The sequence below is a fragment of the Pseudomonas sp. LBUM1673 genome (genome assembly GCF_059695645.1).
Genome location: NZ_CP166780.1, coordinates 6554722 through 6579276, shown reverse-complemented (window position 1 = coordinate 6579276; position 24555 = coordinate 6554722). Strand labels below are relative to the sequence as shown.

Below are 24555 nucleotides of genomic sequence, written 5' to 3'. Positions count from 1 at the left end.
AGGTACCTCGCAATGCAGGTCGGCGCGTAACCCTTGGGTTCGCGCACCCGCTATCTGTGAATTAAAGCCGACAAGCAGCAAAGGCGCAGGATTGTAGCGCAGTGGGGCGGATGCGCCCAAACACACGCTGTGACAAAGAGCTGCAGGCCGTCGGCTAAGCTCTATTCAGGGGATTCAATCGTCGGGCGATTTTTTTAGAAGTGCCCACTGGCGGCCCACGGCTCTATAATGCTCGGCAGTTTTCCGTCCCCCGTACAGGTAATCCCTATGAAACGTCCAAGTGGTCGCGCTGCCGATCAGCTCCGCTCGATCCGCATTACCCGCAACTACACCAAACACGCCGAGGGTTCTGTGCTGGTCGAGTTCGGTGATACCAAAGTCATCTGCACCGTCAGTGTCGAGAATGGCGTGCCGCGTTTTCTGAAAGGTCAGGGCCAGGGTTGGTTGACCGCCGAGTACGGCATGCTGCCGCGCGCCACTGGCGAACGTAACCAGCGTGAAGCTAGCCGCGGCAAGCAAGGCGGCCGTACTCTGGAAATCCAGCGTTTGATCGGTCGCTCCCTGCGCGCTGCGCTGGACATGTCCAAGCTGGGCGACGTCACCCTGTACGTCGACTGCGACGTGATTCAGGCTGACGGCGGCACCCGCACCGCGTCCATCACCGGGGCCATGGTTGCACTGGTCGACGCCTTGAAAGTGATCAAGAAGCGCGGCGGCCTGAAAGGCGGCGACCCGCTCAAGCAAATGATCGCTGCCGTTTCGGTGGGCATGTACCAGGGCGAGCCTGTGCTTGACCTCGACTACCTGGAAGATTCGGCTGCCGAGACAGACCTCAACGTGGTGATGACCAGCACCGGCGGCTTCATCGAAGTTCAGGGCACTGCCGAAGGCGCGCCGTTCCAGCCGGAAGAGCTGAACGCGATGCTGGCACTGGCGAAGAAAGGCATGAACGAGATTTTCGAACTGCAGAAGGCTGCACTGGCCGACTGATCGGACCCGCTCCACGCAAGGAGGACAGCATGAGTGACGAGCAACTGCCGCTACCCACACCGAGCCGAGAGGTTCGTCAGTGGGCGATGTTTTGTCACCTGTCCGCCTTGCTGGGGATCTGGCTGCCGTTCGGTACGCTGATCGGGCCGCTGATTCTCTGGCAGATGAAGCGCGAGTCTGACCCGTTCATCGATGCGCAAGGCAAGGAAGCGCTGAACTTTCAGATCACCGTCGCCATTGCTTCGGCCATCTGCTTTCTGCTGATGGTGGTGATCGTCGGGTTCTTCCTGTTTGGTCTGGTGGCGATTGGTGCGCTGGTGTTGACGATCATTGCCGGCGTGAAAGCCAATGAAGGGTTCCCTTACCGGTATCCGTTCACCTGGCGCCTGGTGAAGTAGCTTCGCCTCTGTATCTGTAGGAGCGAGGCTTGCCCGCGAAGAACGATAACGCGGTGCAGATGACACGCCGCGGCGCACCGTTCGCGGGCAAGCCTCGCTCCTACAGGATTGAGACAGCGCGCACAAAAAAGCCGACATTGAAGTCGGCTTTTTTGCATCTGCGAAAAGACGCTTAGATCGTCAGCGTCCAGTCGTAGTCCACGATCAGCGGTGCGTGCTGCGAGAACCGTGGCTGACGTGGCAGGCGTGCGCTGCGTACAAAGCGGCGCAGGCCAGGGGTCAGCAACTGGTAGTCGAAGCGCCAGCCCAGGTTGAGCATCTCGGCCTGTTCGTTGTCCGGCCACCAGCTGTACTGGTCGCCCTCACGGCTGACTTCGCGCAGGGCATCGACATAACCCATGTTGCCGACAATCTCGTCCATCCAGGCACGCTCAGGTGCCAGAAAGCCCGGGGATTGCTGGCTGTCGCGCCAGTTCTTGATATCCAGCTTCTGTTGCGCCACGTACAGCGAGCCACAATAAATGTACTCGCGACGTTTGCGCCGCTGTTTATCCAGATAACGGGCGAAGTCGTCCATTAGCTTGAACTTCTGGTTCAAGTCTTCATCGCCGTTCTGCCCCGAAGGGAGCAGCAAGGTCGCGATGCTGACCTTGTCGAAATCGGCTTGCAGGTAACGCCCGTAGCGGTCGGCCGTCTCGAAGCCGAGACCGCTGATGACAGCCTTCGGTTGCAACCGCGAGTACAAAGCCACGCCACCTTGGGCGGGAACTTCGGCTTCGCAGGCATAAAGGAAGTAGCCATCCAGTTGGAAGGCTGGATCGTCCAGTTCAAAGGCGGAGGCGCGGGTGTCCTGCAGGCAGATGACGTCGGCATTCTGTGCTTGCAGCCAACTGAGCAAACCACGCTCGACTGCAGCCTGAATACCATTGACGTTCACACTGATGATCCGCATAAGTGGCCCCAAAAATCGCGTGCGGGTATGATACACGGCGTCTACCTAATTAGCTAAATCCGTGGTATTTGGGGTTTTTTTCATGCAAGCGTATCAGCGCGACTTCATTCGTTTTGCCATTGATCGTGGCGTTTTGCGCTTCGGTGAGTTCACCCTGAAGTCCGGACGCACCAGTCCCTACTTCTTCAATGCCGGCCTGTTCAACTCGGGCTCTGCCCTGGCGCAGCTGGGTCGTTTCTATGCGGCAGCCATCGTCGAGAGTGGTATTTCGTTCGATGTGCTGTTCGGCCCGGCCTACAAAGGCATCCCGTTGGCGGCAACCACTGCCGTGGCGTTGGCCGAACATCATGGTCGTGACCTGCCATGGTGCTTCAACCGCAAGGAAGCCAAGGCCCACGGCGAAGGCGGCAGCTTGGTCGGCGCGCCATTGACCGGCGACGTGCTGATCATCGACGACGTGATCACCGCAGGGACGGCTATCCGCGAGGTGATGCAGATCATCGCGTCCCAGGACGGCGCCAAAGCCGCTGGCGTGCTGATTGCCCTGAACCGTCAGGAGCGTGGCAATGGTGAATTGTCGGCCATTCAGGAAGTGGAGCGTGACTTCGGTATTCCGGTGATCAGCATTGTTTCGCTGAACCAGGTGCTCGAGTTCCTGGCTGACGATCCGCAGCTCAAGCAGCACTTGCCGGCAGTTGAAGCCTACCGCGCCCAATTCGGCGTCTGACCATAATTCCTGTGGGTGCGGGCTTGTGTGGCGAGGGAGCTTGCTCCCGCTGGGCTGCGTAGCAGACCCAAGGATTTTGTGAGCGCTGCGCACTCAAGCGGGAGCAAGCTCCCTCGCCACAAAAGATGGATTGTCACAGGGATTGCAGGCAAAAAAAGACCCCGCTCAGCCAGTCTGAGCGGGGTCTTTTTTTGTCAGTGCAGTCTTCGCCATTTTCCTATCAGCTTTAGCGCCAATCCCAGGTTGAACAGGGCAAACACCAGCAGCGCCAGGACGACTAACACGTAAAGCGTGCGATCCACGTCGAAATCCCACAGATCCAGCGTGCTGCTGCGCATGATCCGCACGGCAGCCGGCAGGTTGACGTAAAACAGCGCCACGAAGGTGCAAGTCAGCGGCAATGCACAGCTGAAGAAAACATTGATCACCTGTTCCCGGCTGCGTTTTCTCGCCTGTGGACCTGACTGTTTTTCATCCAGATCCAGCGCTTCATGCAGCTTTGGCCACGCCAGGTTGAACATGAAAGTGGTCAGGGTCAGCAGCAAACCGCTGACCGCGACGATGTCACTGAACGGCATTCAGACCAAGCGTCCGGCACAGCAGATTGTGAGAGTCTTCGCTGATTTCGAACAGCCCGGCGCTGCCTTTGCGTTTGGTGATGGGTTTGAAGGTCGGCTCGTTCTGGGTGATCAGCATATTCAGCTCATCACGAATGACGTCGGAGCTGATGACCACCAGGTAAACCGTCTGTGCATGGTCTGCGGTTTCGATCACGGCCCGCATGCTGTTGTGTAGGATTTCGTCGAGTTGGTTGCGAAACCGCGAGACGGTGTTCTTCAGGAGCGTTTTGCTTTGGCTCTGGGTCAGTTGGAAGATTGTTGATATCTGCGATTCGGTCGGGAGCGTTTGCCCGAAGTAGCTTTGAATCAAATACAGCAAACGATCTTGCTTTGCCTCATCGGCCCTGCTGGGCATGCCGCCTTCGACCAGCATTTTCAAGTATTCGGTCAGACTCGCCTTGGCTATTCGCTGTAGGGCATGAGCGATCTCGTGGTCGGAAATCCTCAGGGTTTTTTTGACCGGTTCCTTTTGTTCCAGGTCGAAGGCCTGGGCGTCGATCGTGAACGAGATCTGCATGGCTCCTCCGGGATTATTCTTTGCTGGTACTGCTGAATGCCTCGGCCTTTTTGATCCCGGCGGATTTATCGACTTTCTCTGGGTACGGATCAATAGCGGCATCGCCCTGACCGGTAAGAATTTTCCAGCCATGACGGGTATGTGGGGTTTTCCGGAGTTGCGGGCACGGCGGCATCGAAGTTTTGGCCTGATTCGAGTATTCATGACCGCAATCGACGCAGGCATAGGTGCCAGGTGAAACATCGCTGCCGTATGAGACGTAGTCTTTTTGCATGGGTAGATCTCCTGTGGACTCAGGGAAGATCCTATGCGGACTGATGCTGGTCGGATGTCGGATGTTTCGCACAATCAGGTCAGACGCTTCCTGCGCGCATAAAAAAGATCGCAGATTTCGTCAGCTCCTACAGGGTTTTCGTACATCCGAAAATCCTCTGTCGGAGCTGCCGAAGGCTGCGATCTTTTTAAGGTTTGAATCAGTGACGCTTGCGATTACTGATCAGCGTGCCCACACCGGTATCGGTGAAGATCTCCAGCAGAATCGCATTCGGCACCCGACCATCGATAATCAGCGAGCTGCCCACACCGCCTTGTACCGCTTCCAGCGCGCAACGGATCTTCGGCAGCATGCCGCCATAAATGGTGCCATCGGCGATCAGATCGTCGACTTGTTGGGTGCTCAGTCCGGTCAGGACCTTACCGGTCTTGTCCATCAGGCCGGCGATGTTGGTCAGCAGCATCAGCTTTTCAGCTTTCAGTGCCTCGGCCACTTTACCGGCCACCAGATCGGCGTTGATGTTGTACGACTCGCCGTTGGCGCCGACGCCGATTGGCGCGATCACCGGGATGAAGTCACCTTTGACCAGCAGGTTCAGCAGGTCGGTGTTGATGCCGACTACTTCGCCCACTTGGCCGATATCGATGATTTCCGGTTGGGTCATCTCCGGTGTCTGGCGGGTGACGGTGAGCTTTTTCGCACGAATCAGCTCGGCGTCTTTACCGGTCAGGCCGATGGCGCTGCCGCCATGACGGTTGATCAGGTTGACGATGTCCTTGTTGACCTGGCCGCCGAGGACCATTTCCACCACGTCCATGGTTTGCGCGTCAGTCACGCGCATGCCATCGATGAAGTGGCTCTCGATCGACAGACGCTTGAGCAGGTCGCCGATTTGCGGGCCGCCACCGTGAACCACCACCGGATTGATGCCGACGGCTTTCATCAGCACGATATCGCGGGCGAAGCCGGTTTTCAGCTCCTCGCTTTCCATCGCGTTGCCGCCGTATTTGATCACCAGCGTCTTGCCGACATAGCGGCGGATGTAAGGCAGCGCTTCGGACAGGACCTTGGCGGTGTTGGCGGCGGCTTCGCGTTCGAGGGTCATTCAGGGCTCCGGCACTTCAAATAAGGGCGCTTCAGAAGGTCAAAATGGTAGTTGGAGATCAGGTGCAACACGCTTCAGCTGGACGTGGAACACATCCTTGATGCGCTGCAGTTCAGCCTCGTCATCGGCCTCGAAGCGCAGCACCAGCACCGGTGTGGTGTTGGAGGCGCGAACCAGGCCCCAGCCTTTGGCATAGTCGACTCGCACGCCGTCAATGGTGGTCAGGTCGGCGCCTTCGCCCCACTGTGCGTCGTGCAATGCATCAATGATGCTGAATTTGCTCTCTTCGGTCACATGGATATTGATCTCTGGCGTAGAAATATCGTTCGGGAAGGTCGCAAATAGCTCTTCCGCAGTGGATTTTTCCTTGCTGAGAATCTCCAGCAGCCGCGCGGCGCTGTAAATACCGTCGTCGAAACCGAACCAGCGCTCCTTGAAGAAGATATGCCCGCTCATTTCACCGGCCAACAGGGCGCCGGTTTGTTTCATTTTCTTTTTGATCAACGAGTGACCGGTCTTCCACATTAGCGGACGACCGCCGTATTCCTTGATCAGTGGCGTCAGGCGACGGGTGCATTTGACGTCGAAGATGATCTCAGCGTCAGCGTTGCGCGCCAGCACATCACGGGCGAACAGCATCAGCAGACGGTCGGGGTAGACGATGCTGCCGGTGTTGGTCACCACGCCCACACGGTCGCCGTCGCCGTCGAAGGCCAGGCCCAGGTCGGCGTTGGTTTCCTTGACCTTGGCGATCAGGTCCACGAGGTTCTCAGGCTTGCCCGGGTCTGGGTGGTGGTTCGGGAAGTTGCCGTCGACGTCGCAGAACAGCGGGATGACTTCGCAGTTCAGGGCTTCGATCAGTTGTGGGGCGATTACGCCGGCCGCGCCGTTACCGCAATCGACCACAACCTTCAGGCGGCGGGCGAGTTTGATGTCCTGGACGATTTCAGTGTTGTAGCGGTCGAGGATCTCGACCTTGGTGATGCTGCCCTTGCCGCTGCTCAGGTTGTTGGTCTTGAGGCGTTCGTGCAGGGCCTGGATCTGCTCGTTGGCGAGGGTATCGCCGGCGATGACGATCTTGAAGCCGTTGTAGTTCGACGGGTTGTGGCTGCCGGTGAGCATCACGCCGGACTTGCCGGCCAGTACGTTGGCGGCGTAATACAGCGCAGGGGTTGGCACCAGGCCGACGTCGCTGACGTGGCAACCGCTGTCGGCCAGGCCTTTGATCAATTGTTCGACCAGTTCCGGGCCGGACAGGCGGCCGTCTCGACCGACGGACACGTTGGGTTCGTCCTGGGCCAGGCTCTGGGAGCCGATGGCGCGACCGAGCCAATAAGCGGTTTCAGCGTTCAAGAATTCCGGGACGGTGCCGCGAATGTCGTAGGCGCGGAAGATGCTGTCGGGAAACTTGGGTGCGACTTGGGCTGGGGTGCTCATCTGTAGGAATGCTCCATCTCGAAAGTGGCTGGACCTGTCGGCGAAGAACTCGTCGACAGGCTCAAACTGAAGGGTATGACGGCGTTTTCCACAGAGAGTTCGTGGTGTGAAAAGGCCATGCCATCAGCATCTGCGAGCAATTGGCCGTTCAATGCCTTGATTTTCAGTGGTAAACCTTCCAGATGTGGTTGCGCAATTTTCAGCAAGCAATGCACCTGTGGCGAGGGAGCTTGCTCCCGCTTGGGTGCGCAGCGCCCATAAAATCTTGGGGCCGCTTCGCAGCCCAGCGCGAGCAAGCTCGCTCGCCACAGGGGTTCTCTATCGGATCAGTGGCTGCCGGAGTGGCCGAAACCGCCGGTGCCGCGTTGGGTTTCGACGAACTCTTCGACCATTTCAAAATGCGCTTGTACCACCGGCACCAGGACCAATTGGGCCAGGCGTTCGCCTACCACCATGTTGAAATCGGTCTGACCACGGTTCCAGCAAGACACCATCAGCGGGCCCTGGTAATCGGAGTCGATCAAGCCGACCAGGTTGCCGAGCACGATGCCGTGCTTATGGCCCAGGCCCGAGCGAGGCAGAATCAACGCCGCCAGGCCCGGATCGCCGATGTACACCGACAGGCCGGTAGGGATCAGCAGGGTTTCGCCCGGCTTGATGACGGTGTCTTTTTCCAGCATGGCGCGCAGGTCGAGGCCGGCGGAGCCTGGCGTGGCGTACTGCGGCAGCGGGAATTCGGTACCGATGCGGGGGTCGAGGATCTTGGCTTGCAAAGCGTGCATGTAAATTAAACCTGGTTCAGACGTTCGGCGATAAAAGTGATCAGCTGGCGAGCGATTTTGCTCTTGCTGGTCTGGGCGAAAAGCGTGGCGTGCAGTTCCCGATCAATCACGCTGCAGGCGTTTTCTTCGCTGTTGAAGCCAATGCTCGGGTTGGCGACGTCGTTGGCGACGATCAAATCGAGGTTCTTGTCTTTCAACTTGCGGGCAGCGTAATCGAGCAGGTGTTCGGTTTCGGCAGCAAAGCCAACACTGAACGGACGGTCAGGGCGAGTGGCGATGGTGGCCAGGATGTCCGGGTTACGCACCATCTGTAGCAACAAGCCGTCGCCGTTCGTAGGGTCTTTCTTGAGTTTTTGTGGGGCCACGACTTCCGGGCGGTAATCCGCGACCGCAGCAGAGGCGATGAACAGGTCGCAAGGGATCGCGGCTTCACAGGCGGCGAGCATATCGCGAGCGCTGACCACGTCGATGCGCGTGACGCGATCCGGGGTCGGCAGATGTACCGGGCCGGTGATCAGGGTCACGCGGGCGCCGGCTTCCACCGCCGCTTCGGCCAGGGCAAAGCCCATTTTCCCGGAGCTGTGGTTGGTGATGTAACGCACCGGGTCGATGTTTTCCTGGGTCGGGCCGGCGGTGATCAAAACGTGTTTGCCAGTCAGCGCCTGGCGCTGAAAGCAGTCCGCCGCGCACAGGGCGAGGTCGGTGGCTTCGAGCATGCGGCCCATGCCGACGTCGCCACAGGCCTGGCTGCCGGAGGCCGGGCCGAAGACTTTGAGGTCGCGGCTTTCGAGGGTTTGCAGGTTCGCCTGGGTCGCCGGGTCGCGCCACATGGCCTGATTCATCGCTGGCGCCACGGCGACCACCGCGTCGGTGGCCAGTACCAGCGTGGTCAGCAGGTCGTCGGCAATCCCTTGGGCCAGGCGGGCGATCAGGTCCGCCGTGGCGGGAGCGATCAGCACCAGGTCGGCCCATTTGGCCAGCTCGATGTGGCCCATGGCGGCTTCGGCTGCCGGGTCCAGCAGGTCCAGGTGGACCGGATGCCCGGACAAGGCCTGCATGGTCAGCGGGGTAATGAATTCGCTGCCGCCACGGGTCATGACCACGCGCACTTCGGCGCCCTGGTCGATCAGGCGACGAACCAGCTCGGCGCTCTTGTAGGCAGCAATGCCGCCGCCGACGCCCAGAACGATGCGTTTCCGATACAACCGCTGCATAGGTCTGCCTTTCATTTCGTTGGTGACTGCTTGGCGATACCCCCTCCCCAGGGATGAATTCGCCAGCAAAAAAGATGGGCTACGATATCACAGCGACCGCTACGGAACAGCGGCGCCCACAGACATGGAGGTGTTATGAGCATTCGCGATTGGCCGGCGGCGGAGCGGCCGCGGGAGAGGTTACTGGAGTTGGGTTCGGCGAGCCTTTCGGACGCCGAGTTGCTGGCGATTTTTTTACGTACCGGCGTGTCGGGTAAAAGCGCAGTAGATCTGGCGCGACACCTGCTGAATCAGTTCGGCAGCCTGCGCTCGTTGCTCGAGGCCGATCAGGCGGCGTTCAGCAGGCAATTGGGTCTCGGGCCAGCGAAGTTCGCTCAGTTGCAAGCTGCGCAGGAAATGGGCAGGCGGCATTTGGCCGAGCGTGCGCGCCAAAAGTCGGCGCTGGAAAATCCGCAGGCCGTTCGTGATTACCTGAAGTCGATGCTGCGTCACGAGCCTCACGAGGTGTTCGGCTGTCTGTTTTTGGATTCCAGGCATCAAGTGCTGACCTTTGAAGTGCTGTTTCGCGGCTCCATCGACAGCACGAGTGTCTATCCCAGACAAGTGGTTAAACGCGCGTTGGCCTGTAACGCCGCCGCGTTGATCCTCTGCCACAACCATCCGTCGGGCAATCCAGACCCCAGTCAGGCCGACCGACTGCTGACCAAGCGCCTGCAAGAGGCGCTGGACTTGATCGATGTGCGGGTACTCGACCATTTCATCATCGGTGATGGCGATCCGCTGTCCATGGCCGAGTATGGGTGGATGTGAGAGGGCTAGAGGGGTACGCAACCCATGTGGGAGCGGGCTTGCTCGCGAAGGCGTCGTGTCAGTCGATATCAATGTCTACTGACAAACCGCTTTCGCGAGCAAGCCCGCTCCCACAGGGTTTTGTGTCGGGGCGGATTACTTGAGGTTAACCTTCGAGTAGTCCTGCCGACCAAACGGGCTGACCTGATAACCCTCGACGTCTTTGCGTGTCAGGGCGAAGGCCGTCGGATGAGCCAGCGGCAGCCACAGCGCCTGCTGCTGAATCTGCTCCTGGGCCTGTTCGTAGAGTTTGGTGCGTACACCTTGCTCGCCGGTGGTTTTGCCGGCGCTGATCAGCTTGTCCAGGTCCTGATTGCAGTAGCGGGCGAAGTTGGTGCCGGATTTGACCCCCGCGCAGGAAAACTGCGGCGTGAGGAAGTTGTCCGGGTCACCGTTGTCGCCGGCCCAACCCATGAATAGCAGGTCGTGCTCGCCGGCCTTGGCACGGCGAATCAGTTCACCCCATTCGATCACGCGAATCTCGGCCTGAATGCCGATTTCCGCGAGGTCGGACTGAAGCAATTGTGCGCCGAGGCTCGGATTGGGGTTCAGCAGGCTGCCGGAAGGGCGGGTCCAGATGGTGGTCTGGAAACCGCTCTTGAGCCCGGCCTTGGCCATCAATGCGCGGGCTTTCTCGACATCATGGGGATAACCCGACAGGTTTTTCGCGTAGCTCCAGGTATTGGGTGGGTAGGGTCCGCTGGCAGGCTCGGCGGTGTCTTCGAACACGGCTTTGATGTAGTTGGCCTTGTCGAACGCGAGGTTGATCGCCTGGCGCACTTCAGGTTTGTCCAGCGGCGGATGCTGGCTGTTGATGCCGACGAACGCGGTCATGAAGGCGTCAGTCTTTTCAACCTTCAGGGTCGATTCCTGCTTTGCAGCCTGTACGTCCAGCGGTTTGGGCGACAGGGCGATCTGGCACTCGTTGCGGCGCAATTTCTGCAAGCGCACGTTGGCGTCCGGGGTGATGGCGAAGATCAGCGGGTCTACCGAAGGCTTGCCACGGAAGTAGTCTGCGTTGGCCTTGTAACGAATCGAGGCATCTTTCTGGAAGCGCGTGAAGATGAACGGACCGCTGCCGATCGGCTGGCTATTGAGCTTCTCCGGGGTGCCGGCCTTCATCAGTTTGTCGGCGTATTCGGCCGAATAGATCGAGGCGAAGCCCATGCTCAGGGTTGGCAGGAAAGTCGAGTCCGGGTGATCGAGGGTGAAGCGGATAGTGAGCGGGTCCACTGCATCGATCTTCTTGATCAGCGCCGGTAACTGCATCGACTGGGCGTGCGGGAAGCCGCTCTGGGCGACTTTGTGCCATGGGTTCGCCGGGTCGAGCATGCGATCGAAGCTGAATTTCACGTCTTCGGCGGTCAGGTCACGCGTCGGGCTGAAGTACTCGGTGCGGTGGAATTTCACCTGCGGGTGCAATTTGAAGACGTAGGTCAGGCCGTCGGGCGTGACTTCCCAGCTGTCGGCGAGGCTGGCGACCACTCTGCCGCTGGCCGTGTCGAAGTCCACCAGACGGTTCATCAGCACGTCGGCCGAGGCGTTGGTGGTGGTCAGCGAGTTGTATTGCACCACATCGAACCCTTCCGGGCTGGCCTCGGTGCAGACGCTCAGGGCAGCGGCATGGGCCAGGGGGCTCAGTAGAATCGGGGCGAGCAGCAGCGGTAGGGCAGCGAGGCGCATGGTCGGATTCCTTTACAGATCGAAGGCCCATCTGCAAGTGCAGTCTGGAAAAGGCTTACCCTAGTGGGCTCTTTTGCAAATGACTATCCCCTTTTTCATTTTGAGGGGAATATGGGTGATTGTTTTCGGTGAATGATGGTTGAAGAAAACCCTGAATTGGCCCGTTGGCCGATTCTCTGCGACGAGCGGTCGCTATCGGTCGCGGCCTTTGTCCAAGGCGCTCGGCGCCCGGAAAGTCGGGTTTTTATCAACTCAATGCACACCGGTTGTTGTTGCTCTCTGGTCTTTCTGGTATAAAGCAGCGCTCTTTTCTAGGGGCCCGGTTCCTTCGTTTGTAGGTGTAGCCGGTAAGACCCTTAAAGAAACGCGGCGCCTGGCGCCAAATGACTGAGAGATTAAGCGGCCAACCCATGCCGGGTTGGGCATGTGGTTTTAGAGGGCTGAGGCATGTCGAGAGTCTGTCAAGTTACCGGTAAGGGTCCGGTGACTGGGAATAACATTTCCCACGCAAACAACAAAACCCGTCGTCGTTTCCTGCCGAACCTGCAGCATCACCGCTTCTGGGTTGAAGAAGAGAAACGTTTTGTGCGTCTGCGCGTATCTGCCAAAGGCATGCGTATCATCGACAAGCGTGGCATCACTGTCGTGCTGGCCGAAATCCGCAAAGCTGGCAAGATCTAAGGGAGCTAATCATGCGTGAATTGATTCGTTTGATTTCGAGCGCCGGTACTGGTCACTTCTACACTACCGACAAGAACAAGCGCACTACTCCGGACAAAATCGAGATCAAGAAATTTGATCCGGTTGTTCGTAAGCACGTGATCTACAAAGAAGGAAAAATCAAGTAATTGATTTTTCTCTCTTACGAAAAAGGCCCGTATCGCGAGATACGGGCCTTTTTTGTTGCCTTTCGGTTATGCGTTGTCTGTCAGGGCCTCATCGCGGGCAAGCCACGCTCCCACAGGTTTTGTGATTGACACAGATCCCTGTGGGAGCGGGCTTGCTCGCGAAGAGGCCGGCCCAAACAGCAAAAATCCTCAAGCCTTCTGTTCAAACACCACATAGATCTTGCGGCACGGCTCCAGCACTTCCCAGGTGCCTTTGAAACCGGCCGGAATCACGAAGCGATCGCCCACGCGCAGGGTCTTGGCGTTACCAGCGCCGTCGCGCAGCACTGAAACCCCCTGAACGATTTCGCAGTATTCGTGTTCGGTGTAGCTCACTAGCCACTGGCCGACTTCGCCTTCCCAAACACCTGCACTCATCTGGCCGCACGGGCTGTTGTAGTGGTTGTACACCGCTTGTTCGGGGTCGCCCTTGAGGACTTTTGTCGGGTCTGGCCGATAGCGATCGGGCTGGGTGGTGGCCTGACTGAAATCGACGATATCCTGAATGCTCATGCTGGTATTCCCCGTGATTACGGCGCGACTGGCTGGAAAATTGAAAGTCTATGTTTATTAAATTGAACATCGCAAGGCCGTTTGCCGGCCTTATGTCAAATATATTGAAACTTCACCGGCCGCTGGTTTAGGGTAACGGTTGCCTTGAGCCGAAAAGCAGGCTGGCCGGGCAGAATTCCTGACAGCACCCGCATAGAACGCGGGGCACTCGTATTCAATAAGAGGAGGACACTCGAATGACCACCCTGACTCGTGCCGACTGGGAACAACGGGCTCGCGATCTGAAGATCGAAGGCCGCGCCTACATCAATGGCGAATACACCGATGCCGTCTCCGGCGAGACCTTCGAGTGCATCAGCCCGGTCGATGGCCGTCTGCTGGGCAAGATTGCCAGCTGTGACGCCGCCGACGCCCAGCGTGCCGTGGACAACGCCCGCGTCACTTTCAATTCCGGCGCCTGGTCGCGCCTGGCGCCGACCAAACGCAAAGCAACCATGATCCGTTTCGCCGGCCTGCTGAAACAGCACGCCGAAGAGCTGGCCCTGCTCGAAACCCTGGACATGGGCAAGCCGATCAGCGACTCCCTGTACATCGACGTTCCTGGCGCGGCACAAGCCCTGAGCTGGAGCGGTGAAGCCATCGACAAAATTTATGACGAAGTCGCCGCTACCCCGCACGATCAGTTGGGTCTGGTGACTCGCGAGCCGGTCGGTGTGGTCGGTGCGATCGTGCCGTGGAACTTCCCGTTGATGATGGCCTGCTGGAAGCTTGGCCCGGCACTGTCCACCGGTAACTCGGTGATCCTCAAGCCTTCCGAAAAATCGCCGCTGACGGCCATTCGCATTGCAGCGCTGGCGGTTGAAGCCGGCATCCCGAAGGGCGTGCTGAACGTGCTGCCGGGCTACGGTCACACCGTCGGCAAGGCCCTGGCCCTGCATAACGACGTCGACACGCTGGTGTTCACCGGTTCGACCAAGATCGCCAAACAATTGCTGATTTACTCCGGCGAATCGAACATGAAGCGCGTCTGGCTCGAAGCCGGTGGCAAGAGCCCGAATATCGTGTTTGCCGATGCGCCGGACCTGCAAGCTGCCGCCGAATCGGCTGCCAGTGCTATTGCCTTCAACCAGGGTGAAGTCTGCACCGCCGGTTCGCGCCTGTTGGTGGAGCGCTCGATCAAGGACAAATTCCTGCCGCTGGTGATCGAAGCTCTTAAGGCCTGGAAGCCGGGTAACCCGCTGGACCCGGCGACCAACGTGGGTGCGCTGGTGGATACCCAGCAGATGAACACCGTGCTGTCCTACATTGAGTCCGGCCACACCGATGGCGCCAAACTGGTGGCTGGCGGCAAGCGCATTCTTCAGGAAACCGGGGGCACCTACGTCGAGCCGACGATTTTCGACGGTGTCAGCAACGCGATGAAAATTGCCCAGGAAGAGATCTTCGGGCCAGTGTTGTCGGTGCTTACCTTCGATACAGCCGAAGAAGCCATCCAGATCGCCAACGACACGCCGTACGGCCTCGCCGCTGCGGTATGGACCAAGGACATCTCGAAGGCCCACCTCACCGCCAAGGCACTGCGCGCCGGTAGCGTGTGGGTCAACCAGTACGATGGCGGCGACATGACCGCGCCGTTCGGTGGCTTCAAACAGTCCGGCAACGGTCGCGACAAATCGCTGCACGCGTTCGACAAGTACACCGAGCTGAAGGCGACCTGGATCAAGTTGTAAGCCTGTGAGGGGCCCGATTGAACATCGGGCTCCTGAAGGACACAGATCCCCTGTGGGAGCGGGCTTGCCCGCGATAGCAATCTGATAGCCAACCTTTATGTTGAATGTTAAGACGCCATCGCGGGCAAGCCCGCTCCCACAGTGTTTTGCGCTGCACATAAAATATCCACAGGAGTGTGGAACATGCGTTGGGCGACGTATTTCGCCGTTTTGGCGTCTGTCTTGAGTGTCGGCCTGGCCCTGGGTGTCAGCATGCCGTTGGTGTCGCTGCGTCTGGAAGGCTGGGGTTATGGCTCGTTCGCGATCGGTGTGATGGCGGCGATGCCGGCGATTGGGGTACTGCTGGGGGCGAAAATCTCCAGCCACCTCGCGGCCCGTCTTGGTACGGCCAATCTGATGCGCCTGTGCCTGTGGGCCGGTGCGGTATCCATCGGCTTGCTGGCAGTGTGGCCGAGCTACCCGGTCTGGCTGGTGCTGCGGTTGATGATCGGGGTGATCCTGACTCTTGTCTTCATCCTCGGTGAAAGCTGGATCAATCAACTGGTGATCGAGCAATGGCGCGGTCGACTGGTGGCGCTGTATGGCAGTAGCTATGCGCTGAGTCAGCTGGCCGGGCCGTTACTGTTGGGTGCGTTGGGCACCGAGCACGATTATGGCTTCTGGGTCGGTGTCGGTTTGCTGGTGGCGGCACCGTTCCTGTTGCTGGGCCGTAGCGGGGCGCCCACCAGCGAAGCTTGCAGCGTAACCCTCGGTGACTTGTTGACCTTCTGCCGAGGCTTGCCGGCGATTGCCTGGGCGGTATCGCTGTTCGCGGCGTTCGAAGCGATGATCCTGACCTTGCTGCCGGTCTACTGCCTGCGCCAGGGCTTCACCACGGAAATCGCGTTGGCGATGGTCAGCACGGTGGTGGTGGGTGATGCCTTGCTGCAATTGCCGATTGGCGCGCTGGCCGATCGCTTGTCCCGGCGAACGTTATTTACCGGTTGCGCGTTGCTCTTGCTGCTGTCGAGCCTGGCGATTCCGTTGTTGATCGACACGCTGCTGATCTGGCCGCTATGGGTGTTGTTTGGCGCCAGTGCTGGCGGTTTGTTCACCTTGTCGCTGATCCTGATCGGCGAGCGTTATCGCGACGATGCGCTGGTGCGGGCCAATGCCCACATCGCGCAGCTGTGGGGCATTGGTTGCTTGGTCGGACCTTTGGCGGCTGGTGCGGGAAGCCAGTGGATCAGCGGGCATGCCTTGCCGTTGCTGATGGCGGCGGGCGCGTTGGGGCTGGTGATTCTGGTGTCGCGGCAAGGGGCGTTTGGCACGGTTGCCGAACCGGCCTGAGCGCTGCACAAAACCTGTGGCAATGGGCTTGTCTGTGGCAAGGGAGCTTGCTCCCGTTGGGGCGCGCAGCGGCCCTAAATCATGCGCCGGTAGAACGCAGATGCCGATTTGGGACTGCTGCGCAGCCGAGCGGGAGCAAGCGCCCTCGCCAAAATTTATCGCCAGCCTCCTGACTACAACATCCGCTCCAGACCGACCATGCTGCTGAGCCACGAATTGAAACGCCGCCACCAGCTCCCCGGTTCCTTGGTCAATGTGTGCTGCTTGCCGTCATCTTCGGTGACCCAGACCATCTGACCCTGTTCCAGCCGGGCCTGATAGCTGAGGGCAGGCGCCATACCTTCCAGCGCCAGTTCGCGCACCCGTCTGGCGAGCTGCGGGTTGTCCACCAGTACGCCGACTTCGGTGTTCCACAGCACCGAGCGCGGGTCGAAATTGAATGATCCGATGAAGGTTTTTTGCCGGTCGAAGATCATTGCCTTGCTGTGCAGGCTGGAGTCGGAACTGTGGCTGGACTTGCTGTAAAACAGGCGCGGCGCGCTGCCGCCGTTGTCGCCGGGCTGGCGACGCAATTCGAACAATTGCACGCCATGCTCCAGCAAGGCTTTGCGATAGGGCGCGTAACCACCATGCACGGCGGGTACATCGGTGGCTTCCAGTGAGTTGGTCAGCACACTGATCGACACGCCGGCATCGGCGCGACCGGTGAGGTAAACCAGCCCCGGTTGGCCGGGTACGAGGTAGGCCGAGACCATGATCAGCTCTTTGCTGACCCCATTGAGCTCGGGTGCCAACTGGGTGGTCAGCAGCAAGTGCGGGTCAGGTTCGCCGTCTGACAGCACCTTGCTTGGAGCGTCCCACAGCGCCTGGGTCCACGCCCAGATCAACTCTCGGCGCCAGACGTCCAGGCGCGGATGAGTGGTGTAGGTCATCAACTGTTGATAGAGCGCGTGATTCTGTTTGCGCGTTTCCTCTAGGGATTCGTCCAGTCGGGTTCGGGTGTTTTCCAGGTCCTTGGCTGTCTGATTCTCACGGAGCATGTTCCGGTGGCGGCCGTTGTTAGTTACATGGACGCTGGATCCCGAAGAAAGGTCAGTTGGCTTGCGCCAGCAGTTTGATTGCAGCCGAGCCTACCTTGCGCACGGCTTCTTCGATCTGCGGCGTTGGCTTGGCAGCGTAGTTCATCCGCAGGCAATTACGGTATTTGCCCGAGGCAGAAAAGATACTGCCGACGGCAATCTGCACGCCTTGATCATGCAGCGCGCGATTGAGTTTCAGGGTGTCGAAGCCCTCCGGCAGTTCGACCCACAGCATGAAACTGCCTTGCGGACGGCTGGCGCGGGTACCGGTGGGGAAATAACGGGTGACCCAATCGATCATCACGTCGCGATTGCGCTGGTATTGTGTGCGCATCCGCCGCAAATGCGGTTCGAAGTGCCCGGCCTTGAGAAAATCGGCAATCGCAATCTGCGGTTGTGGTGCGGTGGAGCCGGTGCTGATGTACTTCATGTGCAGCACCCGTTCCAGATAACGCCCCGGTGCGACCCAGCCAATGCGCAGGCCCGGTGCCAGGGTCTTGGAAAAGGAACTGCAGAGCAGGACGCGGCCATCTTCGTCGAAGGATTTGATCGTGCGCGGGCGTGGGTAGGTGTAGGCCAGTTCGCCATACACATCGTCCTCGATAATCGCCACGTCGAAACGCTGCGCGAGCGTCAACAACGCACGTTTGCGCGACTCCGGCATGATGTAGCCCAGCGGATTATTGCAGTTGGGGGTCAACTGTATGACCTTGATCGGCCATTGCTCCAACGCCAGTTCCAAAGCATCGAGGCTGATGCCGGTGAGCGGGTCGGTGGGGATTTCCAGGGCTTTCATGCCCAGGCCCTTGAGCGTTTGCATGGCGCCGTGAAAGCTCGGTGAATCCACGGCCACGATATCCCCCGGCTCGCAGATAGCGCGGATGCTGGTGGACAGCGCTTCGTGGCAACCGGTGGTGACCACCAGATCGTTGGCGCTCAACTGGCAACCGGAATCGAGCATCAGGCGAGCGATCTGTTCGCGCAGTTCGAGAGTGCCGCAGATGTTGTCGTAATACAGGCCGGGCATGTCCTGCCGACGGCTGATTCGCGCCAGGTTGCGCAGCAGGGGTTTCATGGTCGGCGTGGTGATGTCCGGCATGCCGCGACCCAGCTGCACGACATCCTTGCGCGGTACGGCGCGGATCAGTTCCAGCACTTGATCCCACTGCGAAATATCCACCGGTCGTTGGGCTGGCCGGCCAACTGCTGGCAGCTCCGGCAGTTCACGACTCGCCGGTACGAAGTAGCCGGATTTGGGTTTGGGCATCGCCAGACCGACGTCTTCCAGCACTCGATAAGCTTGCTGCACCGTGCTCAGGCTGACCCCGTGTTCGACGCTCAGCGCCCGTACTGAGGGCAACCGGTCGCCGGGGCGATAGAAGCCCTGTTCGATACGCGTGCCGAGCAACTCGGCGAGGTTGACGTAAAGGGTCATGGCGCAGTCTCGGTGTGAGTGATTCGGTTAACCAGTACAGATTGGGCAAAAATATACGATTCAGAGGCTTAAACGGAAAATCTGTATGGAGTTAATACATTCTCTTTGAATCTGTAATGCTTTTTTCCGTCCGCGCATCATGAAACCTCTGGCTACCCAAGTAAACAGGAGCGACGAAAATGAACGGCTTGAGCGATGTGCGGCTGACGTTACACAGTCAGGAACTGGCGGCAGGGCAAAAAAACGGGCTCAAGCGCAACGCGCCGTCCTGCCTGGGTCGCTGGGGCCTGTTCTGGCATCGTCTGCACACGCGCAAGATCTTGCTGGAATTGACGCCGGAACAGCTCAAGGATGTCGGGTTGAGTCTGGAGCAGGCGCAGGAGGAGGGGCTTAAGCCTTTCTGGCGGATCTGAGTTCTATGGCGCTCTTACGGGCCTCATCGCGGGCAAGCCCGCTCCCACAGGGATTGGTGGTGAACACAACTCTTGTGAACACCAGCGACCATTGTGGGAGCGGGCTTGCCCGCGATGAGGCCCGTAAGAACGCAGCCAACCGATCAGACCAACTCCTTCATCCGATGCCAAAGCATCCCCAGCGCCAGCAGCGGCGAACGCAAATGTTTGCCGCCCGGGAAGGTGATGTGCGGCACTTTGGCAAACAGGTCGAACCCACCGCTCTGCTGGCCGCTGATGGCCTCAGCCAACAACTTGCCCGCCAGGTGTGTGGCATTTACACCATGGCCGGAATAGGCCTGGGCGTAATACACATTCGGCTGCTCCTTGAGCCGCCCGATCTGCGGCAGGCGATTGGCGCCGATGCCGATCATCCCGCCCCATTGATAGTCGATTTTCACCCCGGCCAGTTGCGGGAACACCTGCAGCATCTTCGGTCGCATGTACGCGGCGATGTCTTTCGGGTCGTGTCCTGAATAATGGCAGGCGCCGCCGAACAGCAAGCGTCGGTCCGCCGAGAGTCGGTAATAATCCAGCGCCACCCGTTGATCGCAGACCGCCATGTTTTGCGGTAGCAATACGCGAGCCTGCTCTTCACTCAAGGGTTCGGTGGCGATGATGTAACTGCCAGCAGGCAGCACCTTGCCGCCGAGTTGCGGGTTGAGATCGTTGAGGTAGGCGTTGCAGCCCAGCACCAGCGTCTTGGCGCGAACCGTGCCCTGGGCAGTGTGGACCTTGACCTCGGGGCCGTAATCGATGCGGGTTACCGCCGATTGTTCGAACAGCTTCGCGCCCAATTTTCGGGCGGCGGCCGCTTCGCCCAAGGCCAGGTTCAGTGGATGCAGATGCCCGGAGCCCATGTCGATCAAGCCGCCGACATAGCGATCAGAACCCACCACGCTGTGCATTTCGTTGGCTTGCAGCAGACGGGTTTCGTAACGGTAACCGAGGCTGTGCAGCTCGCTGGCGTCTTCGGCGAAGCCTTCCAGGTCGTGGGCTTTGTTGGCGAGGTCGCAGTAGCCCCAGGTCAAATCGCAAGGGATCTGAAAGCGCTCGATTCGCTGTCGGACGATTTCCACCGCTTCCAGGCCCATCAGTTTCATCTGACGCACACCGTTCGCACCGATCACGCTGGCGAACTGATCGAGACCATGGCCGACGCCGCGAATCAATTGCCCGCCATTGCGTCCGCTGGCGCCCCAGCCGATCTTGTGGGCTTCCAGCAGCACTACGCTGAAGCCACGTTCGGCCAGTTCGAGCGCGGTGTTCAGCCCCGAAAACCCGCCGCCCACCACACACACGTCCGCAGCCAGCTCACCTGTAAGCGCCGGAAGGTCGGGCTGCGGCAAGCTGCTGGCGGCATAATAAGAGGCCGCGTGTTGATGGCTCGGGGCAGGTTGCTGAACAGGGGCGTTCATATCCGTCATCCTGATGCGTGTGTTTGAAAAAGTTGACGGAGCATAAGCCGCCGCTTCGAACGCGGGCAACACCGGTCGGTTGGCGCTGTCTGGATCGGGGGTTTTGCGTCAGAATCCCGATCTATTCCGCATTCGGTCACCGCTTCGATGAGTTGCAACAGTCAGAAAATTCGTACGCTGCGCCAGCAGATTCCCTCCTTCGAGTGCGTGCCCGGCTGCCATGACTGCTGTGGGCCGGTGACCACCTCGCCCGAAGAAATGTCCCGCCTGCCGCGCAAGACCCGAGCCGAGCAGGACGCAGCGATGGATGAACTCAATTGCGTTCACCTGGGGCCTGACGGCTGCACGGTGTATGACGAACGACCGCTGATTTGTCGGCTGTTCGGTACCACAAAGACTTTACCGTGCCCTAATGGGCGGCGACCGGTGGAGCTGATCCATCCGCGGGTCGAGAAGCAGATTCATGAGTACATGGCCAGTACCCGGCAGGTGTTGGTTTAGCTGGGACCGAGTCGCTTCAATCGCGAGCAGGCTCGCTCCCACAAGGACACCGCTGTACCTGTGGGAGCGAGCCTGCTCGCGATAGCGGTCGCTCAGACAACCCTTTCCTTGTGGCTGAACCTCAATCCGGAATCGGCAGATTCAGGCTCTCTTTCACTTCTTCCATCACGATATAGCTCTTGGATTCGCGCACATGCGGCAGCTTGAGCAGGATGTCGCCCAGCAGTTTGCGGTACGAGGCCATCTCGGAAATCCGTGCTTTCACCAGGTAATCGAAATCACCTGACACCAAATGGCATTCCAGTACGTGGGGCAGTTTCAGCACCGCGCGTCGGAACTCTTCGAAAGTATCGCCGGATTTGTAGTCGAGGCTGATCTCGACGAACACCAGCAGACTCCCCTTGAGGTGCTGCGGATTCAGGCGGGCGTTGTAGCTCATGATGATCCCTTCACGCTCCAGCCGCCGTACCCGTTCGGTGCAGGGTGTGGTGGAGAGGCCGACCTTTTCCCCCAGTTCGGTGAAGGAAATACGCCCGTCCGCTTGCAGGATCCGCAGGATGTTGCGGTCGATCTTGTCCAGCTCACGTTTGGTCTGAGTGTTGGTCCGCATAGGGGATGCGCCTCCGTGAAAAGGGTTTTTGCCGAGAATTGTCGCCAAATATAGGCACTTATATAGTGAAAAGCACTGGCTAATCTTTTTTAAACTGCCCACATCTTCGGTCTGCACAATAAACGTCAGCGGTAAGCCGCGATGAGGGATATGAAAATGCGCGTTCTGGTCTTGGGTAGCGGCGTCATCGGTACCGCCAGTGCCTATTATCTGGCACGGGCCGGCTTTGAAGTGACGGTCGTGGACCGTCAGCCAGCGCCGGCCATGGAAACCAGTTTCGCCAACGCCGGGCAGGTTTCGCCGGGTTATGCCTCGCCGTGGGCCGCGCCGGGCGTGCCGCTCAAAGCCATCAAGTGGCTGTTGCAGCGTCACGCGCCTCTGGCGATCAAGGCCACTGCCGACATCGACCAATACCTGTGGATGGCGCAGATGCTGCGCAACTGCACCGCCAGCCGTTACGCGGTGAACAAGGAGCGCATGGTGCGTCTGTCCGAGTACAGCCGCGACTGCCTCGACGAATTGCGCGCCGAAACCGGCATTGCCTACGAAGGTCGTAGCCTGGGGACTACCCAGCTGTTCCGCACCCAGGCGCAGCTCGATGGCGCCGCCAAGGACATCGCCGTGCTGAAAGAGTCCGGCGTGCCGTTTGAACTGCTCGACCGCGCGGGCATTGCCCGGGTCGAACCGGCCCTGGCCAGCGTCACCGACATCCTCGCCGGTGCCTTGCGCCTGCCGAACGACCAGACCGGCGACTGCCAGATCTTCACCACCCGCCTGGCCGAGATGGCCACGAAGCTGGGTGTGGAGTTCCGTTTCGGCCAGGATATTCAGCGCCTCGACTTTGCCGGTGATCGCATCAACGGCGTGTGGATCGATGGCAAGCTGGAAACCGCCGATCGCTACGTGCTGGCCCTCGGCAGCTACTCGCCGCAACTGCTCAAGCCGTTGGGCATCCGGGCGCCGGTGTATCCGCTCAAGGGTTACTCGCTGACCGTGCCGATCATCAACCCGGCGATGGCCCCGACTTCGACTATTCTCGACGAGACTTACAAAGTCGCGATTACCCGTTTCGACAACCGCATCCGCGTCGGCGGCATGGCGGAAATCGCCGGTTTTGACCTGTCGTTGAACCCACGTCGGCGCGAAACCCTGGAGATGATCGTCAACGACCTTTATCCTCAGGGCGGCGATCTGGCCCAGGCGAGTTTCTGGACTGGTCTGCGTCCGACCACTCCGGACGGCACGCCGATTGTCGGTGCCACGCCGTTCAAGAACCTGTTTTTGAACACGGGCCACGGCACACTCGGCTGGACCATGGCCTGTGGTTCCGGTCGTTTGCTGGCTGACCTGATGGCGAAGAGAACGCCGCAGATCAGCGCCGAAGGCCTTGATATTTCCCGTTATGGCAACAAACTTCAGGAGTCCGCAAAACATGTCAATCCAGCGCCAGCTCACCAATGAGCGCATGAGCCAGATCGTTGTCCACAACAGTACGGTGTATCTGGCAGGGCAGGTAGGCGATGACATGAGCGCCGGGATTGAACAACAGACCCGTGAAACCCTCGCCAACATCGAGCGTTTGCTGGATCTGGCCGGGACCGACAAGAGCCGCTTGCTGTCGGTGACGATTTACCTGAAAGACATCGACGCGCACTTCGAAGGCATGAATTCGGTGTGGGACCAGTGGTTGCCAAAAGGCGTTGCACCGGCCCGCGCGACAGTCGAAGCGAAGCTGTGCGAACCGCAAATCCTGGTTGAGCTGTCGGTTGTTGCCGCACTGCCATAAACGCTCTGACATAACTGCTCTGACACAAGTAGCTCAGAAAGATCCCTCTCCCGGCGCGCTGTTGGCGGTTCACGCTGTCAACCAGCGCCGGTTTTTCCCCAATGACCGACTAGAAGTCTGCCGCCATGCGTCCAGCCCGTGCCCTGATCGACCTTCAAGCCTTGCGCCACAACTACCGGATCGCCCGTGAAGTCACGGGGGCCAAAGCCCTCGCGGTGATCAAGGCCGATGCCTATGGCCACGGCGCGGTACGCTGCGCCCAGGCGCTGGAAGCCGAGGCGGACGGGTTCGCCGTGGCGTGCATCGAAGAAGCGTTGGAGTTGCGCGCCGCCGGCCTTCGTGCGCCGGTGTTGTTGCTCGAAGGTTTTTTCGAAGCTGATGAGTTGTCGCTGATCGTCGAGCATGACTTCTGGTGCGTGGTGCATTCGCTGTGGCAACTCGAAGCCATCGAAAAAGCCGCGCTGAGCAAACCGATCACGGTCTGGCTCAAGCTCGACTCGGGCATGCATCGGGTTGGCCTGCATCCGGCGGATTACCAGGCGGCCTATCAGCGGCTGTTGGCCAGCGGCAAAGTGGCGAAGATCGTGCTGATGAGTCACTTCGCCCGTGCCGATGAGCTGCACTGCCAGGCCAGCGCCGATCAAGTTGCAGTGTTCGAGGCGGCGCGTCAGGGTTTGGCGGCCGAAATCAGCCTGCGTAACTCGCCGGCGGTGCTCGGTTGGCCTCAGATTCCGAGCGATTGGGTGCGCCCAGGCATCATGCTCTACGGCGCGACACCGTTCGAAGAGGCCAATGCCGTGGCGTCCCGCCTGCAACCGGTGATGACCCTGGAATCGAAAGTAATTTGCGTGCGTGAACTACCGGCCGGCGAGCCGATTGGTTACGGCGCGAAATTTGTCACCTCCAAGCCGATGCGCGTGGGCGTGGTGGCAATGGGTTATGCCGACGGTTATCCGCGCCAGGCACCGAGCGGCACGCCGGTGCTGGTGGCTGGGCAGCGTAGTCAGCTGTTGGGCCGGGTATCGATGGACATGCTCTGCGTCGATCTGACCGATGTGCCGCAAGCCGGTCTCGGTTCGCCCGTCGAGTTGTGGGGCAAAAATATCCTCGCCAGTGACGTCGCGACAGCCGCGGGCACGATTCCTTACCAGATTTTCTGCAACCTGCGTCGGGTGCCGCTGCTCTATTCCGGGGTCTGACCAATAGCGCTTTCGACCGAAAGTCGCTTCGCCAAACAGGATTCAGGTCCAAGTGTTGTAAATACTGA

The 24555-nt window shown here is 59.6% G+C and carries 26 protein-coding genes and 2 pseudogenes; 13 read left to right on the top strand and 15 right to left on the bottom strand.

Features of this window, described 5'->3' with window-relative positions:
• Positions 1 to 267 precede the first annotated feature (267 nt).
• Positions 268 to 990 carry a ribonuclease PH gene (gene rph / locus ACA044_RS30110; RefSeq protein WP_497444477.1) on the top strand — a complete coding sequence of 241 codons (723 nt, stop codon included), beginning with the start codon at positions 268 to 270 and terminating at the stop codon, positions 988 to 990.
• Positions 991 to 1019: 29 nt separating this feature from the next.
• Complete coding sequence (locus ACA044_RS30105) at positions 1020 to 1388, top strand: DUF4870 domain-containing protein (protein ID WP_497444476.1); 369 nt, start codon at positions 1020 to 1022, stop codon at positions 1386 to 1388.
• A gap of 172 nt (positions 1389 to 1560) precedes the next feature.
• Here ACA044_RS30105 and crc read toward each other — a convergent pair whose 3' ends face one another.
• Complete coding sequence (gene crc, locus ACA044_RS30100; RefSeq protein ID WP_007934608.1) at positions 1561 to 2340, bottom strand: catabolite repression control protein Crc; 780 nt, start codon at positions 2338 to 2340, stop codon at positions 1561 to 1563.
• Positions 2341 to 2422: 82 nt separating this feature from the next.
• On the opposite strand from crc, the gene pyrE reads away from it, so the two are divergent.
• Positions 2423 to 3067, top strand: coding sequence for an orotate phosphoribosyltransferase (pyrE, locus tag ACA044_RS30095; RefSeq protein ID WP_007894680.1), 645 nt, complete (start codon positions 2423 to 2425; stop codon positions 3065 to 3067).
• Between the two features lie 194 nt (positions 3068 to 3261).
• Here pyrE and ACA044_RS30090 read toward each other — a convergent pair whose 3' ends face one another.
• From ACA044_RS30090 to coaBC, 8 genes and pseudogenes are all read right to left on the bottom strand, one after another.
• On the bottom strand, positions 3262 to 3645 hold the full coding sequence (locus ACA044_RS30090; protein WP_497444475.1) for a hypothetical protein: 384 nt from the start codon (positions 3643 to 3645) through the stop codon (positions 3262 to 3264).
• Positions 3632 to 4204 carry a hypothetical protein gene (locus ACA044_RS30085; protein WP_497444474.1) on the bottom strand — a complete coding sequence of 191 codons (573 nt, stop codon included), beginning with the start codon at positions 4202 to 4204 and terminating at the stop codon, positions 3632 to 3634. The genes ACA044_RS30090 and ACA044_RS30085 overlap by 14 nt, the downstream gene beginning before the upstream one ends.
• Positions 4205 to 4217: 13 nt before the next feature.
• Positions 4218 to 4478 (bottom strand): hypothetical protein, encoded by a 261-nt coding sequence (locus ACA044_RS30080; RefSeq protein WP_497444473.1) that lies wholly within the window; start codon positions 4476 to 4478, stop codon positions 4218 to 4220.
• Positions 4479 to 4677: 199 nt separating this feature from the next.
• Positions 4678 to 5583, bottom strand: a complete 906-nt coding sequence (argB, locus tag ACA044_RS30075) for an acetylglutamate kinase (protein WP_305497915.1) — start codon at positions 5581 to 5583, stop codon at positions 4678 to 4680.
• 39 nt (positions 5584 to 5622) lie between these two features.
• Positions 5623 to 6999, bottom strand: a pseudogene (locus ACA044_RS30070) (phosphomannomutase/phosphoglucomutase); the annotation flags it as partial.
• A gap of 17 nt (positions 7000 to 7016) precedes the next feature.
• Positions 7017 to 7226 (bottom strand): hypothetical protein, encoded by a 210-nt coding sequence (locus tag ACA044_RS30065; protein WP_497444472.1) that lies wholly within the window; start codon positions 7224 to 7226, stop codon positions 7017 to 7019.
• A gap of 120 nt (positions 7227 to 7346) precedes the next feature.
• Positions 7347 to 7802, bottom strand: coding sequence for a dUTP diphosphatase (gene dut / locus ACA044_RS30060; protein ID WP_007894692.1), 456 nt, complete (start codon positions 7800 to 7802; stop codon positions 7347 to 7349).
• Positions 7803 to 7807: 5 nt separating this feature from the next.
• The gene (gene coaBC, locus ACA044_RS30055; RefSeq protein ID WP_497447332.1) at positions 7808 to 9016 is read right to left on the bottom strand and encodes a bifunctional phosphopantothenoylcysteine decarboxylase/phosphopantothenate--cysteine ligase CoaBC; all 1209 of its coding nucleotides are present in this window, start codon (positions 9014 to 9016) and stop codon (positions 7808 to 7810) included.
• A 135-nt stretch (positions 9017 to 9151) separates the two neighbouring features.
• On the opposite strand from coaBC, the gene radC reads away from it, so the two are divergent.
• Positions 9152 to 9826 (top strand): RadC family protein, encoded by a 675-nt coding sequence (radC, locus tag ACA044_RS30050; RefSeq protein WP_497444471.1) that lies wholly within the window; start codon positions 9152 to 9154, stop codon positions 9824 to 9826.
• 135 nt (positions 9827 to 9961) lie between these two features.
• Here the strand turns inward: radC and ACA044_RS30045 are convergent, their stop codons facing one another.
• Positions 9962 to 11548: an ABC transporter substrate-binding protein gene (locus ACA044_RS30045; RefSeq protein ID WP_497444470.1), complete on the bottom strand. Its 1587-nt coding sequence runs from the start codon at positions 11546 to 11548 to the stop codon at positions 9962 to 9964.
• Positions 11549 to 11995: 447 nt separating this feature from the next.
• Between ACA044_RS30045 and rpmB the strand changes: the two genes are divergently transcribed.
• Both rpmB and rpmG read left to right on the top strand, forming a co-directional pair.
• Entirely contained in the window at positions 11996 to 12229 is a 234-nt protein-coding gene (gene rpmB, locus ACA044_RS30040; protein ID WP_007894701.1) for a 50S ribosomal protein L28, read from the top strand.
• Between the two features lie 11 nt (positions 12230 to 12240).
• A complete protein-coding gene (gene rpmG / locus ACA044_RS30035) occupies positions 12241 to 12396 on the top strand; it encodes a 50S ribosomal protein L33 (protein ID WP_007894709.1) in 156 nt (51 codons plus the stop codon).
• A gap of 189 nt (positions 12397 to 12585) precedes the next feature.
• Here rpmG and ACA044_RS30030 read toward each other — a convergent pair whose 3' ends face one another.
• The gene (locus tag ACA044_RS30030; protein WP_497444469.1) at positions 12586 to 12948 is read right to left on the bottom strand and encodes a cupin domain-containing protein; all 363 of its coding nucleotides are present in this window, start codon (positions 12946 to 12948) and stop codon (positions 12586 to 12588) included.
• 236 nt (positions 12949 to 13184) lie between these two features.
• Between ACA044_RS30030 and ACA044_RS30025 the strand changes: the two genes are divergently transcribed.
• Entirely contained in the window at positions 13185 to 14678 is a 1494-nt protein-coding gene (locus ACA044_RS30025) for an aldehyde dehydrogenase (protein WP_497444468.1), read from the top strand.
• 183 nt (positions 14679 to 14861) lie between these two features.
• Positions 14862 to 16007, top strand: a complete 1146-nt coding sequence (locus ACA044_RS30020; protein WP_497444467.1) for an MFS transporter — start codon at positions 14862 to 14864, stop codon at positions 16005 to 16007.
• Positions 16008 to 16180: 173 nt separating this feature from the next.
• Here the strand turns inward: ACA044_RS30020 and ACA044_RS30015 are convergent.
• Together ACA044_RS30015 and ACA044_RS30010 are read right to left on the bottom strand one after the other, a co-directional pair.
• A pseudogene (locus ACA044_RS30015) lies at positions 16181 to 17029 on the bottom strand (phospholipase D-like domain-containing protein); the annotation flags it as partial.
• 70 nt (positions 17030 to 17099) lie between these two features.
• A complete protein-coding gene (locus ACA044_RS30010; RefSeq protein WP_497444466.1) occupies positions 17100 to 18521 on the bottom strand; it encodes an aminotransferase-like domain-containing protein in 1422 nt (473 codons plus the stop codon).
• A gap of 179 nt (positions 18522 to 18700) precedes the next feature.
• On the opposite strand from ACA044_RS30010, the gene ACA044_RS30005 reads away from it, so the two are divergent.
• Positions 18701 to 18934, top strand: coding sequence for a DUF1127 domain-containing protein (locus ACA044_RS30005; protein WP_497444465.1), 234 nt, complete (start codon positions 18701 to 18703; stop codon positions 18932 to 18934).
• 143 nt (positions 18935 to 19077) lie between these two features.
• On the opposite strand, the gene ACA044_RS30000 is transcribed toward ACA044_RS30005, so the two are convergent.
• On the bottom strand, positions 19078 to 20391 hold the full coding sequence (locus tag ACA044_RS30000) for an NAD(P)/FAD-dependent oxidoreductase (RefSeq protein WP_497444464.1): 1314 nt from the start codon (positions 20389 to 20391) through the stop codon (positions 19078 to 19080).
• Between the two features lie 147 nt (positions 20392 to 20538).
• Here ACA044_RS30000 and ACA044_RS29995 point away from each other — a divergent pair, with 147 nt between their 5' ends.
• Positions 20539 to 20892: a YkgJ family cysteine cluster protein gene (locus tag ACA044_RS29995; protein ID WP_476217099.1), complete on the top strand. Its 354-nt coding sequence runs from the start codon at positions 20539 to 20541 to the stop codon at positions 20890 to 20892.
• A gap of 121 nt (positions 20893 to 21013) precedes the next feature.
• On the opposite strand, the gene ACA044_RS29990 is transcribed toward ACA044_RS29995, so the two are convergent.
• Positions 21014 to 21502: an Lrp/AsnC ligand binding domain-containing protein gene (locus tag ACA044_RS29990; protein ID WP_497444463.1), complete on the bottom strand. Its 489-nt coding sequence runs from the start codon at positions 21500 to 21502 to the stop codon at positions 21014 to 21016.
• Between the two features lie 156 nt (positions 21503 to 21658).
• On the opposite strand from ACA044_RS29990, the gene dadA reads away from it, so the two are divergent.
• The 3 genes from dadA (at position 21659) to alr (ending at position 24487) form a co-directional block, all read left to right on the top strand.
• Positions 21659 to 22963, top strand: coding sequence for a D-amino acid dehydrogenase (gene dadA / locus ACA044_RS29985; RefSeq protein ID WP_497444462.1), 1305 nt, complete (start codon positions 21659 to 21661; stop codon positions 22961 to 22963).
• Positions 22935 to 23288, top strand: a complete 354-nt coding sequence (locus ACA044_RS29980) for a RidA family protein (protein ID WP_497444461.1) — start codon at positions 22935 to 22937, stop codon at positions 23286 to 23288. Before dadA ends, ACA044_RS29980 begins: the two co-directional genes overlap by 29 nt.
• Before the next feature lie 125 nt (positions 23289 to 23413).
• Positions 23414 to 24487: an alanine racemase gene (gene alr / locus ACA044_RS29975; RefSeq protein ID WP_497444460.1), complete on the top strand. Its 1074-nt coding sequence runs from the start codon at positions 23414 to 23416 to the stop codon at positions 24485 to 24487.
• Positions 24488 to 24555: the final 68 nt, after the last annotated feature.

What these genes read in the sequence shown, in the direction of transcription:
- ACA044_RS30085 (WP_497444474.1), bottom strand. Translation starts at nt 4,204, where the DNA reads ATGCAGATCTCGTTCACGATCGACGCCCAGGCCTTCGACCTGGAACAA.
- ACA044_RS30090 (WP_497444475.1), bottom strand. Translation starts at nt 3,645, where the DNA reads ATGCCGTTCAGTGACATCGTCGCGGTCAGCGGTTTGCTGCTGACCCTG.
- ACA044_RS30005 (WP_497444465.1), top strand. Translation starts at nt 18,701, where the DNA reads ATGAACGGCTTGAGCGATGTGCGGCTGACGTTACACAGTCAGGAACTG.
- ACA044_RS30010 (WP_497444466.1), bottom strand. Translation starts at nt 18,521, where the DNA reads ATGACCCTTTACGTCAACCTCGCCGAGTTGCTCGGCACGCGTATCGAA.
- ACA044_RS30030 (WP_497444469.1), bottom strand. Translation starts at nt 12,948, where the DNA reads ATGAGCATTCAGGATATCGTCGATTTCAGTCAGGCCACCACCCAGCCC.
- ACA044_RS30105 (WP_497444476.1), top strand. Translation starts at nt 1,020, where the DNA reads ATGAGTGACGAGCAACTGCCGCTACCCACACCGAGCCGAGAGGTTCGT.
- rph (WP_497444477.1), top strand. Translation starts at nt 268, where the DNA reads ATGAAACGTCCAAGTGGTCGCGCTGCCGATCAGCTCCGCTCGATCCGC.
- dut (WP_007894692.1), bottom strand. Translation starts at nt 7,802, where the DNA reads ATGCACGCTTTGCAAGCCAAGATCCTCGACCCCCGCATCGGTACCGAA.
- alr (WP_497444460.1), top strand. Translation starts at nt 23,414, where the DNA reads ATGCGTCCAGCCCGTGCCCTGATCGACCTTCAAGCCTTGCGCCACAAC.
- ACA044_RS29980 (WP_497444461.1), top strand. Translation starts at nt 22,935, where the DNA reads ATGTCAATCCAGCGCCAGCTCACCAATGAGCGCATGAGCCAGATCGTT.
- radC (WP_497444471.1), top strand. Translation starts at nt 9,152, where the DNA reads ATGAGCATTCGCGATTGGCCGGCGGCGGAGCGGCCGCGGGAGAGGTTA.
- ACA044_RS30045 (WP_497444470.1), bottom strand. Translation starts at nt 11,548, where the DNA reads ATGCGCCTCGCTGCCCTACCGCTGCTGCTCGCCCCGATTCTACTGAGC.
- ACA044_RS29990 (WP_497444463.1), bottom strand. Translation starts at nt 21,502, where the DNA reads ATGCGGACCAACACTCAGACCAAACGTGAGCTGGACAAGATCGACCGC.
- ACA044_RS30020 (WP_497444467.1), top strand. Translation starts at nt 14,862, where the DNA reads ATGCGTTGGGCGACGTATTTCGCCGTTTTGGCGTCTGTCTTGAGTGTC.
- coaBC (WP_497447332.1), bottom strand. Translation starts at nt 9,016, where the DNA reads ATGCAGCGGTTGTATCGGAAACGCATCGTTCTGGGCGTCGGCGGCGGC.
- ACA044_RS30000 (WP_497444464.1), bottom strand. Translation starts at nt 20,391, where the DNA reads ATGAACGCCCCTGTTCAGCAACCTGCCCCGAGCCATCAACACGCGGCC.
- ACA044_RS30025 (WP_497444468.1), top strand. Translation starts at nt 13,185, where the DNA reads ATGACCACCCTGACTCGTGCCGACTGGGAACAACGGGCTCGCGATCTG.
- argB (WP_305497915.1), bottom strand. Translation starts at nt 5,583, where the DNA reads ATGACCCTCGAACGCGAAGCCGCCGCCAACACCGCCAAGGTCCTGTCC.
- ACA044_RS29995 (WP_476217099.1), top strand. Translation starts at nt 20,539, where the DNA reads ATGAGTTGCAACAGTCAGAAAATTCGTACGCTGCGCCAGCAGATTCCC.
- pyrE (WP_007894680.1), top strand. Translation starts at nt 2,423, where the DNA reads ATGCAAGCGTATCAGCGCGACTTCATTCGTTTTGCCATTGATCGTGGC.
- dadA (WP_497444462.1), top strand. Translation starts at nt 21,659, where the DNA reads ATGCGCGTTCTGGTCTTGGGTAGCGGCGTCATCGGTACCGCCAGTGCC.
- ACA044_RS30080 (WP_497444473.1), bottom strand. Translation starts at nt 4,478, where the DNA reads ATGCAAAAAGACTACGTCTCATACGGCAGCGATGTTTCACCTGGCACC.
- rpmB (WP_007894701.1), top strand. Translation starts at nt 11,996, where the DNA reads ATGTCGAGAGTCTGTCAAGTTACCGGTAAGGGTCCGGTGACTGGGAAT.
- rpmG (WP_007894709.1), top strand. Translation starts at nt 12,241, where the DNA reads ATGCGTGAATTGATTCGTTTGATTTCGAGCGCCGGTACTGGTCACTTC.
- crc (WP_007934608.1), bottom strand. Translation starts at nt 2,340, where the DNA reads ATGCGGATCATCAGTGTGAACGTCAATGGTATTCAGGCTGCAGTCGAG.